This is a genomic window from Terrabacter sp. AAH1, from assembly GCF_054456855.1.
In genome coordinates this window covers 56,819-70,648 of the sequence record NZ_JBTJJV010000001.1, presented here as the reverse complement: position 1 = coordinate 70,648, position 13,830 = coordinate 56,819, and the positions used below count along the sequence as shown (strand labels likewise).

The following is a 13,830-nucleotide window of genomic DNA, read 5'->3' as shown; positions in this document are numbered from 1 at the left end:
GTCCGCCGCATGATGTTTTGAGAGGTAGTGCGCATGGCTGTCGACACCTCCAAGGGGCACGAGCACGACGACGAGGCGGCCCTCGCTGCGCTCGGCTACAAGCAGGAGCTCCACCGCGGCATGTCGGGCTTCTCGAACTTCGCCGTCTCCTTCTCGATCATCTCCATCCTCGCGGGCTGCATCACCAGCTACCTCATCGCGATGAACGCCGGCGGCCCGATCGCCATCTCCATCGGCTGGCCACTCGTCGGCGCCTTCGTCCTCTGCGTGGCGCTCGCGATGGCCGAGGTCTGCTCGGTCTACCCGACGGCGGGCGGCCTCTACTTCTGGGCGGGCCGTCTCGCGCGCCGCAACAAGCGCGTCTGGGCCTGGTACGTCGGCTGGTTCAACTTCCTCGGCGAGGTGGCGGTCACGGCTGCCATCGACTACGGAGCCGCCGTGACGTGGATGGCCCTGCTCAGCCTCGTGTTCGACCTGCAGGTGACGGCCGGCTCCACCTTCGTCGCCTTCCTCGTCATCATCGTGCTCCACGGCCTGCTCAACACGTTCGGCGTCAACCTGGTCAAGCTCCTGTCCAACGTCAGCGCGTGGTGGCACCTCGCCGGTGTCGCCATCATCGTCGGCGTGCTCGTCATCGTGCCCGACAAGCACCAGGACCTCTCGTGGACGTTCACCCACTTCGAGAACCGCACCGGCTGGGGAGCGCCGTTCTACGCCTTCCTCATCGGCCTGCTCATGGCGCAGTACACCTACACCGGCTTCGACGCGTCGGCCCACGTCGCCGAGGAGACGAAGAACGCGTCGGTCGAGGCGCCCAAGGGCATCGTGCGCAGCGTGTGGGTCTCGATCCTCGCCGGCTGGGTGCTGCTCGTCGCGGTCACCGCCGCCATCCAGGACTACGAGGGCGCGCTCACGACCGACATCGGCCTGCCCCCGGCCCAGATCTTCATCGACGCGGCGGGTCGCTCGCTCGGCATCTTCCTGCTCTTCATCTGCGCCGTCGCCCAGTTCTTCTGCGGGATGGCCTCGGTGACCGCCAACTCGCGCATGTCGTACGCGTTCTCCCGCGACAACGCGCTCCCCGGCTCTCGTCTGTGGGCGCAGGTCAACCCGCGCACGGGCACGCCGACGAACTCGATCTGGCTGTGCGTCGTGTGCTCCGTCGTCCTCGCGTCACCGGCGCTCGTCTCGACGACCGCCTACCTCGCCGTCACCTCGATCGCCGTCATCGGCCTCTACATCGCGTACGTCGTGCCCGTCTTCCTCCGGCGCACCAACCCGGACTTCACCCCGGGCCGGTGGAACCTCGGCCGGTGGAGCGCGCCGATCGGCTGGATCTCGGTGGTGTGGGTGGCGTTCATCGTCGTGCTCTTCATGCTGCCGCCCGCGAGCCCGATCACGGTGAGCACGTTCAACTACGCGCCGGTGGCGGTCGTCGCGGTGCTCGTGTTCTCGACGGTGACGTGGTTCGTCGGCGGGCGCAAGCACTTCATGCGCGACGTCCCCGGTGGCCACGACACCAAGCCGGCGGCGGAGATCTTCGGCTGACATGGAGCCGGTCGGTGGAGAGTCGTCAGCCGGGCTCGCGGCGTGGCCGGAGGCGGTGCTGAGGCCGGCGGCCGGCAACGCGTTCGAGCACGCCGTCGAGCAGCTGGCCCGCGCGATCCGCCTCGGCGTGCTCGCCGACGGCGAGCAGCTCCCGCCCGAGCGCGAGCTCGCCGAGCGGCTCGGCATCGGACGCAACACGCTGCGCGAGGCCATCGCCGCCCTCCGCGAGTCCGGCCTGGTCACGACGCGGCGCGGACGAGGGGGTGGCACGCGGGTGACGTATGCCGCGGAGCCGCCTCCCTCGACCGCGCGGTCGTTCGTGCGCAGCCCCGCCGCCATGGCAGACGCGCTGGACTTCCGTCGCGTGGTCGAGCCGGGAGCCGCCTGGCTGGCGGCGACTCGTACGCTCGCGGCCGACCAGCGGGCGTGGCTCACCGACAGCCTCCGGGCCGTCGGCGAGGCGGAGGACCCTGCAGCGCACCGGGTCGCCGACTCGCGGCTCCACCTCGCGATCGCCACCCTGTCCGGCTCGCCGCTCCTCGTGGACGCCGTCACGAGGTCGCAGGCCGCGATCCACGAGATGCTCATGGCGATCCCGGTGCTCCGGCGCAACATCGAGCACTCCAACGACCAGCACGACCGCGTCGTCCACGCCATCCTCACGGGCGACTCGGACCGGGCCCGCGCCGTGATGGAGGAGCACTGCGACGCGACGTCGGCACTCCTGCGGGGCCTCATCGGGTAGCAGGCACGAGCGGGTACGGAACGACAGCGGTTTCACGCACACTTCGGACAGCAGGAGAGGCGACAGCATGGGCGCACCACCGAGGTTCACCCTCGACGAGCTCCGGTCGGAGATCGAGGACGGCACGATCGACACGGTCGTCGTGGCCTTCACCGACATGCAGGGCCGGTTGCAGGGCAAGCGCCTGCACGGGCACTACTTCCTCGACCACGTGCTCGAGGACGGCACCGAGGGCTGCAACTACCTGCTCGCCGTCGACGTCGACATGAACACCGTCGACGGCTACGCCATCTCCTCGTGGGAGCGCGGCTACGGCGACATGTTCTTCGACCTCGACCTCGACACCCTCCGCCGCACCCCGGGCACACCGCACTCCGCGACGGTGCAGTGCGACCTCACCTGGCTCGACGGCAGCGGCCCGGTGGTGCAGTCGCCGCGGTCGGTGCTCAAGGCCCAGGTCGAGCGCGCTGCAGCCATGGGGATGGCGGCCCACTGCGGCACCGAGCTCGAGTTCATCGTGTTCCAGGAGTCCTACGAGCAGGCCTGGGACGCCGGCTACACGGGTCTCACCCCGGCCAACCGCTACAACGTCGACTACTCGATCCTCGGCGGTGACCGCGTCGAGCCGCTGCTGCGCGAGATCCGCAACGAGATGTATGCCGCCGGGGCGGTCGTCGAGAGCGCGAAGGGTGAGTGCAACTACGGGCAGCACGAGATCGGCTTCCTCTTCGACGAGGCCGTCCGCACCTGCGACAACCACGTGGTCTACCGCAACGCGGCCAAGGAGATCGCCGGCCACCACGGGCAGTCGATCACCTTCATGGCCAAGTTCGACCAGCGCGAGGGCAGCTCCTGCCACATCCACCTGTCGCTGCGCGGGCTCGACGGCGAGACCGTCTTCGCCGACGACGAGCGCGAGCACGGCCACAGTGTGATGTTCGAGCATTTCCTCGCAGGCATCCTGGCCACCCAGCGCGAGCTCACCTACTTCTACGCGCCGAACATCAACTCCTACAAGCGTTTTGCCTCCGCAAGCTTCGCGCCCACGGCCGTCGCCTGGGGGCGTGACAACCGCACGTGCGCCCTGCGCGTCGTCGGCCACGGCCCGGCCCTGCGCGTGGAGAACCGCGTGGGTGGCGGCGACCTCAACCCGTACCTCGCCGTCGCCGCCATGCTCGCGGGAGGGCTGCACGGTATCGAGCAGGAGCTCGAGCTCGAGCCCGCCCTCGAGGGCAACGCCTACACGTCCGACAAGCCCCACGTGCCCTCGACGCTGCAGGAGGCGCGCGACCTGCTCGCCGGATCGGCGGTCGCGCGGGCGGCCTTCGGCGACGAGGTCGTCGACCACTACGTCAACGCAGCCGACGTCGAGATCACGGCCTTCAACGCCGCCGTCACCGACTGGGAGCGCAGGAGAGGATTCGAGCGACTGTGACCACCACGCACGACGTCATCAACCCGGCCACCGAGCAGCTCGTCCGCAGCGTCGAGCTCGCCACCGTGGAGGAGACGAATGCGGCGCTCGCCCGGGCCTCGGCGGCGAGCGAGGGCTGGCGGGCCGTCGCGCCGGCCGACCGTGGGCTGCTGCTGCGCCGCTTCTCCGACCTCGTCGGCGAGCACCAGGAGGAGCTCGCTCGGCTCGAGGTCGAGAACGCCGGGCACACGATCGGCAACGCGCGGTGGGAGGCCGGCAACGTGCGCGACGTGCTCGCCTACTACTCGGCCGCACCCGAGCGGAACTTCGGCCGCCAGATCCCGGTGGCCGGCGGCATCGACGTCACCTTCCGTGAGCCGCTCGGTGTCGTCGGCATCATCGTGCCGTGGAACTTCCCGATGCCCATCGCGGGCTGGGGTTTCGCGCCGGCGCTCGCCGCCGGCAACACGGTGGTGCTCAAGCCGGCCGAGCTCACCCCGCTCACCGCGATGCGGCTCGGCGAGCTGGCCCTCGAGGCAGGCATCCCCGAGGGGGTCTTCACGGTCGTGCCGGGCAAGGGGTCGGTCGTCGGCGAGCGGTTCGTCACGCATCCGGTCGTGCGCAAGGTCTGCTTCACCGGTTCGACGGCGGTGGGCCAGCGGATCATGCGCGGGGCCGCCGACCAGGTCAAACGGGTCACCCTCGAGCTGGGCGGCAAGAGCGCCAACATCGTCTTCGCCGACTCCGACCTCGAGCTCGCTGCCGCCCGCGCCCCGTATGCCGTCTTCGACAACGCCGGGCAGGACTGCTGCGCCCGCAGCCGCATCCTCGTCGAGCGCAGCGCCTTCGACCGCTTCATGGAGCACTTCGAGACCGCGGTGCGCGGCGTCGTCGTGACCGACCCGCGCGACGAAGCCGCCGAGATGGGCCCGCTCATCAGCGCCGACCAGCACGACCGGGTCAGCGCCTACGTCGAGGGTGCCGCCGACGGCGTCGACGTGGCCTTCCGCGGGAGCGCCCCGGAGGGGGCCGGCTACTGGTACGCGCCGACCGTGGTGCTGCCTCGGTCGACGAGCGACCCCGTGTGGCAGGAGGAAGTCTTCGGTCCGGTCGTCGCCGTGCTCCCGTTCGACGACGAGGCCGACGCGGTCGCCAAGGCCAACGACACGGCATACGGCCTCTCGGGCTCCATCTGGACCCGCGACCTCGGGCGCGGTCTGCGCGTCGCGCGCGGCGTCGAGGCCGGCAACCTGTCGGTGAACTCGCACAGCAGCGTGCGCTACTCGACGCCGTTCGGAGGCTTCAAGCAGAGCGGCATCGGCCGCGAGCTGGGGCCGGACGCCCTCGAGGCGTTCACCGACGTCAAGAACGTCTTCATCTCGACGGACTGACCGATCCGCATACACCTGAAAACCATTGGACGGCAAGGAAAGAGGACTCATGGCAGGCAGGCTCGACGGCAAGGTCGCGGTCATCACGGGCGGGTGCTCCGGCATCGGTCTGGCCACGGTGCGGCGGTTCGCCGAGGAGGGCGCCAAGGTGGTCATCGGCGACCTCGACGAGGTGAACGGGCCACGCGTCGCCGACGAGGTCGGCGGCAGGTTCGTGCGCGTCGACGTCGTGAGCAAGGACGATGTCGACGCGCTGTTCCGCACCGCCAAGGAGACCTACGGCTCGGTCGACATCGCCTTCAACAACGCCGGCATCAGCCCGCCCGAGGACGACTCGATCCTCGACACCGACCTCGACGCGTGGCGCAAGGTCCAGGAGGTCAACCTCACGTCGGTCTACCTGTGCTGCAAGGCCGCCCTGCCCTACATGCTCGAGCAGAGATCGGGCTCGATCATCAACACGGCCTCGTTCGTCGCCGTCATGGGCGCGGCCACGTCGCAGATCTCCTACAGCGCCAGCAAGGGTGGCGTGCTGTCGATGAGCCGTGAGCTCGGCGTGCAGTTCGCGCGCGAGGGCGTGCGCGTCAACGCGCTGTGCCCGGGGCCGGTCAACACCCCGCTGCTCCAGGAGCTCTTCGCCAAGGACGAGGAGCGCGCGGCCCGGCGACTCGTCCACGTGCCCATGGGTCGATTCGGCGAGCCGGAGGAGATGGCCAACGCCGTGCTCTTCCTCGCCTCCGACGAGTCGAGCTTCATCACGGCCTCGACGTTCCTCGTCGACGGCGGCATCTCCGGCGCGTACGTCACCCCGCTCTGAGGAGGTCGTCGTGGACGCACGTCCGGTCATCGGCATCACCGCCTACGTCGAGCGGGCGTCGTGGGGTCGCTGGGTCGACGTGCCGGGGGCCCTCGTGCCCTACCGCTACGTCGGCCACGTCGAGGACGCCGGCGGCATCGCGGTCGTGGTGCCGCCGCGACCCGACGCCGACGACGGTGTCGCCCGCGAGCTGCTCGCCCGTCTCGACGGGGTGATCCTCGCCGGTGGGGTCGACGTGGCCCCCGAGCTCTACGCCGACGAGCGCCACGCGTCGGTGCAGGCGTCACGGCCCGACCGCGACACGACCGAGCTCGCCCTCGCCCACGCGACGGCCGCACTCGACGTGCCGTTGCTCGGCATCTGCCGCGGCATGCAGGTGATGGCGGTGGCGAGCGGGGGAGTGCTCGAGCAGCACCTGCCCGACCGGGTGGGGCACGACCGGCACTCGCCCGCGCCGGCGACCTACGGCAGCCACCACGTGAGGACCGTTCCCGGCACCCGGCTGGCCGGCATCATCGGCGACGGTGCCGAGGTGCCGAGCTACCACCACCAGTCGGTGCTGACCCACCCCGGCTACGAGCCGTCGGCGTGGGCCGACGACGGCACTCTCGAGGCGATGGAGGACCCCGAGGCGGCGTTCCGCGTGGCCGTGCAGTGGCACCCGGAGGTCGGTGACGACCCCCGCCTCTTCCACGCGCTCGTCGCCGCAGCGAGGGCGTATGCCGCCGGGCGGGGAACTGGCCGCAGCTGAGGTTCGCGTGGTGGCGGGCTTCGGCTCGGCGGCGGACGCCCGGTCCCACATGGCGGACCCGTGGTTTCGCACGACGAGCCGCCCTGCCACCCTGATCCCGTGACCGCTTCCCGGCTTGCCACGAGCACGCTCATTATCAGCTAGCGCGACGAGAACACCTCTCGTCGCGCAGACCTCCCGTCCCCGGGGGGTCTTTTTGTTTCCCGGCCACGAGCCACGGAGACCGCTGCAGAGCCACACCGGGCCGAGCGGCACAGATGAATGGGACCGAGGACCGAGCGGCCACATGGACCCGCCCCCTGGATCAAGGACAATGAAGGTCATGGATGCCCTGCACGTTTACGACACCACCCTGCGCGACGGCGCCCAGCAGGAAGGTCTCAACCTCTCGGTGTCGGACAAGCTGGCCATCGCCGGACTGCTCGACGACCTCGGGGTGGACTTCATCGAGGGCGGCTGGCCGGGTGCGAACCCGAAGGACACGGAGTTCTTCGATCGGGCCCGACAGGAGCTCCATCTCCGCCGCGCGACCCTCGCCGCCTTCGGGGCCACCCGGAAGGCCGGCGGGGCCGCCGCGGAGGACCCCCTCGTGCAGGCTCTCGTCGACTCGGGCGCGTCGGTCGTGTGCCTCGTCGCGAAGTCGCACACGGGTCACGTCGAGCGCGCCCTGAGGGCCACGCTCGAGGAGAACCTCGAGATGGTGCGCGACACCGTGTCCCACCTCGTCGGGAAGGGCCGCCGGGTCTTCCTCGACTGCGAGCACTTCTTCGACGGCTGGCACCTCGACCGTGACTACGCGCTCTCGGTCGTCCGCACCGCGCACGAGGCCGGGGCCGAGGTCGTCGTGCTCTGCGACACCAACGGCGGCATGCTCCCGCACCAGGTCGAGGAGGTCGTCGCCGACGTCATCGCCGCCACCGGTGCACGCATCGGGGCGCACTGCCACAACGACACCGGCTGCGCGGCCGCCAACTCCGTGGCCGCCGTCCGCGCCGGCGCCACGCACGTGCAGGGCACGGTCAACGGCTACGGCGAGCGCACCGGTAACGCCGACCTCGTGACCGTCGCCGCCAACCTGCAGTTCAAGCTCGGGCTCGACGCGATGGAGGTCGACTCGTTCCGGCGGGCCATGCACATCGCCCACGCCATCAGCGAGGTCACGAACGTCCCCGCCTACAGCCGCCAGCCCTACGTCGGCGCCAGCGCCTTCGCCCACAAGGCCGGCCTGCACGCGAGCGCGCTCAAGGTCGACCCCGACCTCTACCAGCACATGGACCCCGCTCTCGTCGGCAACGGCATGCGCACCCTGGTCTCCGACATGGCCGGACGGGCGAGCATCGAGCTCAAGGCACGCGAGGCCGGCCTCGACCTGTCCGACCGGCCCGACGTCGTGGCGAAGGTGCTCGCCGAGGTCAAGGACCTCGAGCTGCGTGGATGGACCTTCGACGCCGCCGACGCGACGGTCGAGCTGATGCTCCGCGAGGCGCTCGAGCCCGGCTGCACCGACTACTTCGAGGTCGAGTCGTGGCGCGTCATCACCGACTCGTCGGGAGAGGGCGACGCGACATCCGAGGCGACCGTCAAGCTGCGCGCCGACGGCTCGCGGCTCATCGCCACCGGCGAGGGCAACGGCCCGGTCAACGCGCTCGACCACGCGCTGCGTGAGGCCCTGAGCCGCGCCTACCCCGAGATCGAGAAGATCGAGCTCATCGACTTCAAGGTGCGCATCCTCGACGCGTCGCACGGCACCGACGCCGTGACGCGTGTCCTCATCGAGACCTCCGACGGCGAGACGTCGTGGGACACCATCGGGGTCGCGGGCTCGATCCTGGCGGCGTCGTGGCGGGCCCTCACCGACGGCATCGTGCACGGCCTCCTGCGTCAGGGCGTGCCGCGCCGCTGAGACGCACCCGTCGCCACCGCGACGCCGGGCAGCCAGAGGGGCGCCTCGGTGCGGAAGGCTTCCGGCGACAGCGCGGGAGCACCCTGCGGCACCGTCCCGAGGAGTCCCTCGGGAAGGGCTGCGAAGTAGTCGCGGTTCGTCGTCTCGATGACGTCTGGGTCGGTCGGCCATGAGCCGATGACGACCCCGAGCAGTCGGATGCCTCTGTGAGACAGTGCTTCTCGCGTGAGCATGGTGTGGTTGAGGGTGCCCAGCGCACTTCGGGCCACGAGCACCGTGCCGCTGTCGGGGAGCGCGGCGGCGAGGTCGGCCAAGGTCTGGCCCTCAGCGGTCAGCTCGACCAGGAGACCACCGGCTCCCTCGACGACCACCACGTCGTGCCGGGCGGAGAGGTGGTCGATGGCTTCGAGGTGGTGGGTGAGCGACGGCAGCGTGCGTCCCTCCAACTGAGCCGCGGGACGAGGGGCCATGGGGGCGATCAGCCTGGTTCCCTCCGCGGTGAGGGCGCCCGTGAGCCGCTCGACCTCGCCCATGTCGCCGGTCTCGCCGGGCGCCACGCCGGTCTGCGTCGGCTTGTAGGCCGCGACAGCCAGTCCCGCCGCGACCAGGGTCGCGACGAGCGCGGCAGTGACGACCGTCTTGCCCACGTCCGTGTCGGTGCCCGTGACGACGACGACCCCCGGCAGCCGCGGCTCAGCCATCGGTGTCGTGGGGTGGGATCTGGGTGAGGGGCGAGGACGACGCGGGATCCTGCGCGCCCTCGACCGCAGCGACCGTGGGGAGGCCACGGACGGGGGAGGGAGCGTCCCCCGCCCGTGGCCCCTCCACGGCCTCGTCGTCGCCCCGCTCCGCGTGGGCACGTGCGGCGCGGGCGACGAGCCGGGCTGCCTGGAGCAGGTCGTCACCGGTGAGGTCGGCCCGCGCGGTGACCCGCAGCCGGGACACGCCGTCCGGCACGCTCGGTGGCCGGAAGCAGCCGACGAGCACGCCCTGCGCGCGCAGGTCGAGGCAGGCCGCGACCGCGGCGTCCGGCGACGGCATCGGCAGCGACTGCACGGCGCCGGCGGCTTGGGCGATGCCACAGACGGTCGCGATGACCCGGGCGTTCGCGCGCACGGTCGCCGCGAGGGAGGGGTCGTCCAGGACGACGTCGGCGGCCGCCGCGGCTGCAGCAGCCGCCGCGGGTGCCAGACCGGTGTCGAAGATGAAGGGCCGCGCGGTGTTGACCAGGTGGTTGCGCACCGTCGTCGAGCCGAGCACGGCGCCGCCCTGCGAACCGAGGGCCTTCGAGAGGGTGAGGGTGACGACGAGGTCGTCCGCCCCGACCAGGCCGAGCTCGTGCACGAGGCCCCGTCCCTCGCCGGCGACCCCGATGCCGTGCGCCTCGTCGACGACGAGCAGGGCGTCGTGGCGCCGGCACACCTCGAGGAGTGCGGGCAGCGGGGCGGCGTCGCCGAGCACCGAGTAGATCGACTCGACGGCGACGACGACTCGTCGACCCGGTCGCGCCCCGAGCTCGCGGTCGAGGTCGGAGGGGTCGTTGTGGGCGAAGGTCGCGTGGGCGACGCGCGACATCCGGGCGGCGTCGTGCAGGGAGGCGTGGGCGTGCGCGTCGAGCAGGATCTCCGACCCGCGCCCGCTCAGCGCCGTCAGCACGCCGAGGTTGGCGGCATACCCGGTCGAGAAGGCGAGGGCGCTCGGATGCCCCGTGAGACGGCACAGCGCCGCCTCCAGGTCGCGGTGCACGGGCAGCGTTCCGGTGACGAGGCGGCTCGCCGTCGCCGACGTCCCGTAGCGGTCCAGCGCGTCGTGGGCGGCGGCCACGACCCTGTCGTCACGGGACAGGCCGAGGTAGTCGTTGGAGGCGAGGTCGAGGGCGTCGCGCGTCGCGGCACCTCGTCCGCCGAGACGGAGCACCGGGTCGAACCGTTCGGTGCCGCGCTCGGCGCGCAGGGCCGCCCGCTCGCGCAGCCACGAGTCCCAGAGCCCGCTCACCCGTGCACCTCCCAGACCGCACCCACGATGGCGTCGCCGATGGTGCGCACGTCGTCGTCGCTGCAGACGTACGGCGGCATCGTGTAGACGAGGTCGCGGAAGGGCCGCAGCCACACCCCGCGGCGCAGGGCGGCCCGGGTCACGGCCGTCACGTCGACCGCGGACCCGAGCTGGACGACGCCGACGGCGCCGAGCGTGCGCACGTCCGCCACCGCCGGGAGGTCCGCTGCGGGCAGGAGGTGCTCCTGGAGCAGGCGGCCGACCCGGGGGACGTCGTCCTTCCAGCCCTGCTCCACGAGCGACAAGGACGCATTGGCGACGGCGCAGGCCAGCGGGTTGGCCATGAAGGTGGGCCCGTGCAGCAGAGCCCTGAACGCCGAGCGGGTGATCGCGTCACCCACCGCTCGGGTCGTGAGCACCGCTGCGAGAGTGAGGTATCCGCCAGTCAGGGCCTTACCGACGCAGATGACGTCAGGCGAGATGCCGGCCCACTCGGACGCGAACAGCCGGCCCGTGCGGCCGAAGCCGGTCGCGATCTCGTCGACGACGAGGAGGAGCCCGTGCTCGTCGGCCACGCGTCGCAGCGCGCGCAGGCAGTCGGGGTGGTAGACGTGCATCCCTCCGGCGCCCTGGAGCACCGGTTCGACGATGATCGCGGCCAGCTCGTCGGAGTGCGCCGTGGCCAGCGCCCGGACCTCGGCGACCCACGCCTCGAGAGCGAGGTCATCCGTCGCCCAGCGCTCCTCGCCGTCGTCGGTCACGACCAGACGTGCGGCCGGTGGTCTGGGGGCGAAGAGCTGGCGGGCCAGGGCGCCGGGGAAGGCGGAGTGCATGCCGTCGACCGGGTCGCACACGCTCATGGCGGCGAAGGTGTCGCCGTGGTAGCCGCCGCGCACGGTGAGGAACCGCTGCCGCCCCGGGCGGCCTTGTGCCGCCTGGTACTGCAGCGCCAGCTTGAGGGCGACCTCGACCGACACCGAGCCGGAGTCGGCGTAGAAGACGTGCGCCATCGGGCCGGGGGCCACCGCGGTCAACCGCTCGGCGAGGGTGACGGCCGGTTCGTGGGTCAGGCCACCGAACATGACGTGGCTGAAGCGGTCGAGCTGCTCGTGGGCGGCGGCGTCGAGGGCCGGGTGACGATAGCCGTGGACCGCGCACCACCACGACGCCATGGCATCGACGGCCTCGAACGTCTCGCCGTCCGGGGCGGTGAGGGTCAGGTGCACGCCGGAGGCCCGCTCCACGGCATACGGCTCGGGGCCGTCGAGCGGGGCATAGGGGTGCCAGACGAGCCCGCGGTCGCGTGCCGCGAGAGGGGAGCCGACGGGCTCAGGCATTGGCGGGGACGTCCGTGCCGGCGCCGCGCCGGCGCTTGGCGGGATCGTGGGTCGCCTCGGCGGGCGCCGCGTCCGTGGGGCCCGCGCCCAGGACGACGAACCCGTGGTCGCGGATGAGCTCGAGGTCGGCCTCGGCGGCCTGTCCCTCGGAGGTGAGGTAGTCGCCCAGGAAGATCGAGTTCGCGACGTGGAGCGCGAGGCCCTGGAGCGAGCGCAGGTGCATCTCGCGGCCACCGGCGACGCGGATCTCCTTGTCGGGGCAGACGAACCGCGCCATCGCGAGGATGCGCAGGCACCGTCCGGGCGTCAGCTCCCACGTGCCCTCGAGGGGTGTGCCGTCGAACGGCATGAGGAAGTTGACCGGGATCGAGTCCGAGCCGAGGTCGCGCAGCGCGAAGAGCGCCTCGACGAGCTGCTCGTCGCTCTCGCCGAGCCCCGCGATGAGGCCGGAGCACGGCGAGAGTCCGGCGTCCTTGGCCTTCGTCACGGTGTCCACGCGGTCGGCGTACGTGTGGCTCGTGACGATGTCGTCGTGGTGCGACTCGGCGGTGTTGATGTTGTGGTTGTACGCGTCGACCCCGGCCGCGCGCAGGCGCTCGGCCTGGCCTTCCTTGAGCAGGCCGAGGCACGCGCAGACCTCCACGTCCGGGTGCTCCTGCTTCAGGGCACCGACCATGCCGGCCACCCGGTCGACGTCGCGGTCGGTGGGGCCGCGGCCGCTCGAGACCATGCAGATGCGCGTCGCTCCGCCCCGCAGTCCGGCAGCCGCCTGCTCGATGGCCTCGTCGGGCTTCAGCCACGTGTACTTGAGGATGTCGGCCTGTGAGCCGAGACGCTGCGAGCAGTAGTGGCAGTCCTCTGGGCAGAGCCCAGACTTGAGGTTGACGAGGTAGTTCACCTTCACCGTGTTGCCGAAGTGCTTGCGGCGCAGGCGTGCCGCTGCAGCCACGAGGGAGACGAGCTCGTCGTCGCTCGCGCGCAGGACGTCGAGGGCGTCGTCGGCGGTGGCAGGGGTGCCGGCCAGCACGGCGTCGGCGAGGTCGTCGTAACGGCGGGTCATGGGGCTCCTTGCGCACGGCGTTGAACGGTGTTCAACTTGAACGGTGTTCAGTATGCCGAGTCGCTAGGCTCGGCTGTCAACGCGGGTCCGTGCCTGGCCCGCCTGCCGAGGACGGGGGACCGGATGGCGCTCAGCCGCGAGCAGGTGGTCGGTGCGGCCGTCGACCTGCTGCGCCGCTACGGCCTCGGCGACCTCACGATGCGGCGGCTGGCCCGCGAGCTGGGCGTCGCGCCGGGCGCCCTGTACTGGCACGTCGCCAACAAGCAGGAGCTGCTCGTCGAGGTGGCCGACGTGCTCCTCGCCGAGATCCCCACGCCGTCGGGCGACCGGCCCGCCGCCGAGGCCCTGACCGGTCTGGCCGTGGCCCTCCGGGAGGCGCTGGTGCAGGTGCCCGACGCTGCCGACGTCGTGGGGCTGGCGCATGCCGTGGAGCCGGGTGCCACGCGCGCGCTGCGCGACCTCGCGCGGCTCGTCCAGGACGCCGGCGCGACGGCGTCGGAACGTGACGACGTGGCCGCGCTCGTGGTCCACCACATCCTCGGTTCGGTGGCGGCGCAACAGAATCGGGCCCTCGCGTCGCAGGTCGACCCGGAGCTGCCGACGCCCGACAGCACCTCGGAGGCGAAGGCCTTCGAGGTGGGGCTCGCCGTCATCCTGCGCGGCCTGCGCTCGGCCTGACGCGATGCGCGAAGTGCTGGACGGCCCAGGCCCCGCCCAGCACCACCCCCGAGGGGTGGATATCGCCGGCGCGCGTGCCGTGGACCTTCGCCGACACCCATCAGAGTGGCGCATCCCGGCGGTGATACGTGCCGAATCGAAAAACTCGTGAGCCCTCCGCCCACCCTCACCGAGCGAGCGTCCGGTTTCCG

Annotated in this window: 11 protein-coding genes and 1 pseudogene; 8 read left to right on the top strand and 4 right to left on the bottom strand. The window is 71.6% G+C overall.

Annotated features, from left to right (window positions below; all coding sequences use genetic code 11):
• Nucleotides 1-33 precede the first annotated feature (33 nt).
• The 7 genes from ACXR8F_RS00340 (at nucleotide 34) to cimA (ending at nucleotide 8,569) form a co-directional block, all read left to right on the top strand.
• A complete protein-coding gene (locus ACXR8F_RS00340; RefSeq protein ID WP_458798314.1) occupies nucleotides 34-1,548 on the top strand; it encodes an amino acid permease in 1,515 nt (504 codons plus the stop codon).
• Between the two features lies 1 nt (nucleotide 1,549).
• A complete protein-coding gene (locus tag ACXR8F_RS00335) occupies nucleotides 1,550-2,293 on the top strand; it encodes a FadR/GntR family transcriptional regulator (protein ID WP_458798313.1) in 744 nt (247 codons plus the stop codon).
• Between the two features lie 67 nt (nucleotides 2,294-2,360).
• Entirely contained in the window at nucleotides 2,361-3,728 is a 1,368-nt protein-coding gene (locus ACXR8F_RS00330; protein WP_458798312.1) for a glutamine synthetase family protein, read from the top strand.
• On the top strand, nucleotides 3,725-5,098 hold the full coding sequence (locus ACXR8F_RS00325; protein WP_458798311.1) for an aldehyde dehydrogenase family protein: 1,374 nt from the start codon (nucleotides 3,725-3,727) through the stop codon (nucleotides 5,096-5,098). The genes ACXR8F_RS00330 and ACXR8F_RS00325 overlap by 4 nt, the downstream gene beginning before the upstream one ends.
• 49 nt (nucleotides 5,099-5,147) lie before the next feature.
• Nucleotides 5,148-5,915: a 3-oxoacyl-ACP reductase gene (locus ACXR8F_RS00320; protein WP_045191614.1), complete on the top strand. Its 768-nt coding sequence runs from the start codon at nucleotides 5,148-5,150 to the stop codon at nucleotides 5,913-5,915.
• 10 nt (nucleotides 5,916-5,925) lie between these two features.
• Nucleotides 5,926-6,666: a gamma-glutamyl-gamma-aminobutyrate hydrolase family protein gene (locus tag ACXR8F_RS00315; RefSeq protein WP_458798310.1), complete on the top strand. Its 741-nt coding sequence runs from the start codon at nucleotides 5,926-5,928 to the stop codon at nucleotides 6,664-6,666.
• Between the two features lie 322 nt (nucleotides 6,667-6,988).
• On the top strand, nucleotides 6,989-8,569 hold the full coding sequence (gene cimA / locus ACXR8F_RS00310) for a citramalate synthase (protein ID WP_458798309.1): 1,581 nt from the start codon (nucleotides 6,989-6,991) through the stop codon (nucleotides 8,567-8,569).
• On the opposite strand, the gene bioD is transcribed toward cimA, so the two are convergent.
• The 4 genes and pseudogenes from bioD to bioB all read right to left on the bottom strand — a co-directional run bounded on the left by bioD (nucleotide 8,548) and on the right by bioB (nucleotide 12,961).
• Nucleotides 8,548-9,270 (bottom strand): dethiobiotin synthase, encoded by a 723-nt coding sequence (gene bioD, locus ACXR8F_RS00305; protein WP_045191616.1) that lies wholly within the window; start codon nucleotides 9,268-9,270, stop codon nucleotides 8,548-8,550. The genes cimA and bioD overlap by 22 nt on opposite strands.
• A complete protein-coding gene (locus ACXR8F_RS00300) occupies nucleotides 9,263-10,564 on the bottom strand; it encodes an 8-amino-7-oxononanoate synthase (RefSeq protein WP_458798308.1) in 1,302 nt (433 codons plus the stop codon). Before ACXR8F_RS00300 ends, bioD begins: the two co-directional genes overlap by 8 nt.
• A pseudogene (gene bioA / locus ACXR8F_RS00295) lies at nucleotides 10,564-11,901 on the bottom strand (adenosylmethionine--8-amino-7-oxononanoate transaminase); the annotation flags it as partial. The gene ACXR8F_RS00300 and the pseudogene bioA, both read right to left, overlap by 1 nt.
• Entirely contained in the window at nucleotides 11,894-12,961 is a 1,068-nt protein-coding gene (gene bioB / locus ACXR8F_RS00290; RefSeq protein WP_458798307.1) for a biotin synthase BioB, read from the bottom strand. The gene bioB and the pseudogene bioA, both read right to left, overlap by 8 nt.
• Nucleotides 12,962-13,084: 123 nt before the next feature.
• Here bioB and ACXR8F_RS00285 point away from each other — a divergent pair, with 123 nt between their 5' ends.
• Nucleotides 13,085-13,639, top strand: coding sequence for a TetR family transcriptional regulator (locus ACXR8F_RS00285; protein ID WP_458798306.1), 555 nt, complete (start codon nucleotides 13,085-13,087; stop codon nucleotides 13,637-13,639).
• Nucleotides 13,640-13,830 lie beyond the last annotated feature (191 nt).